Genomic DNA, 1228 nt, shown 5'->3' with positions numbered 1-1228 from the left:
CTTGCAAATCCGTTCAAACGCTTTGAAGATATGCAGATGCTCCGCCACACCAAAACCCTCGGCATCATCGAGGTGGAGCCGACAGTGTGGAAGAATCTGACTGATGAAGAAAAGCGGGAGATATTGCGGATATGCGATGAGAAGTCAGAAAAGTATTTTCAAAGAATAGAACATTCATAACACAAAGGAATGATGAATAATGTCACATGAAATAATCAAAAATCTCAGCGCCGATGAAGCGTTGGAAAAGCTGAAAAGCGGCAATCAAATATACATGAACAGCAGAACCGGCAGCGGCGATATTTCGCCTGAAAAGCGGCTTGATACCTGTCGGAACGGGCAGCAGCCGTATGCGATCATCATTACTTGTTCGGATTCGCGTGTGATTCCCGAAAGCGTATTCAGCGCGGGCATCGGCGAGTTGTTTGTGATTCGTGTTGCCGGTAATGTGATGGACGACCACCAGCTCGGTTCTGTGGAGTACGCCGCGTCGCACCTCGGCGTGAAGCTGATCGTCGTGATGGGTCACAACCACTGCGGAGCGGTGGACGCCGCCATCAACCACGACCCCGACGGCTACATCAAATTCATCACCGACGAGATACGCCTTGCGATCGGCGACGAGACCGACGAGGAGGAAGCCTGCCGCCTGAATGTGCGCCGCAGCATTTCCGTAATCGAAAACAGCCTCGCCATTCACGAGGAGGAGGAACACGGCTTGCGGGTCGTCGGAGCGCTCTATCGTCTTGAGGACGGCTCGGTGGAGTTTGAGGAGTAAGACATGAGTGAGGACAATTATTTGAAGGACGTCGAGGAGGACGTCCAAAAGCTCAGAGAAGCAGCCTTGAAGCAGGCTCAGGCGATCAATCCGAAGGTTCGGTTCGTGGTCGACAACCGCACCATAGGCGATTACAGCGAAAGAGTCCGGGATTATCCCGGTGCGTGGTATGTTTATTTCAGTCTGCCGAAGGGCGTAAAAAACAAAAAGCAGATGATCGAGATCATTGTCAGGGACACGCTTGCGTATTATGAGCAGGCGGAGCGAAAGACCGCGCCCCAAAACGTTTTTTCGATAAGCTGAAAAATGGAAGAATAATACTAATCTCAGATAAAAAGTAGATAAAGATTTGCGAGGATATTTTTCGCAAGACGAGGCGAAGGACGCCGCAAGGCTGGCGCCTTGCAAGGACGACAACGAAGTATTGCGGAAAATAGACCACAAAGATTG

Annotated in this window: 3 protein-coding genes; all 3 read left to right on the top strand. The window is 50.7% G+C overall.

The features are described from left to right. A partial coding sequence (locus KQI64_RS05570) for a hypothetical protein (RefSeq protein WP_330623020.1) occupies positions 1-180 on the top strand: 180 nt, incomplete at its 5' end. A 19-nt stretch (positions 181-199) separates the two neighbouring features. Further along, positions 200-778 carry a carbonic anhydrase gene (locus KQI64_RS05565; protein WP_216523732.1) on the top strand — a complete coding sequence of 193 codons (579 nt, stop codon included), beginning with the start codon at positions 200-202 and terminating at the stop codon, positions 776-778. Positions 779-781: 3 nt separating this feature from the next. After that, positions 782-1081 (top strand): hypothetical protein, encoded by a 300-nt coding sequence (locus tag KQI64_RS05560; RefSeq protein ID WP_216523731.1) that lies wholly within the window; start codon positions 782-784, stop codon positions 1079-1081. Positions 1082-1228 lie beyond the last annotated feature (147 nt).

It is taken from the genome of Lachnoclostridium sp. MSJ-17, from assembly GCF_018918205.1.
Taxonomy (GTDB): Bacteria; Bacillota; Clostridia; order Oscillospirales; family Acutalibacteraceae; genus Ruminococcoides.
This window is presented reverse-complemented; position numbering and strand designations above follow the sequence as displayed.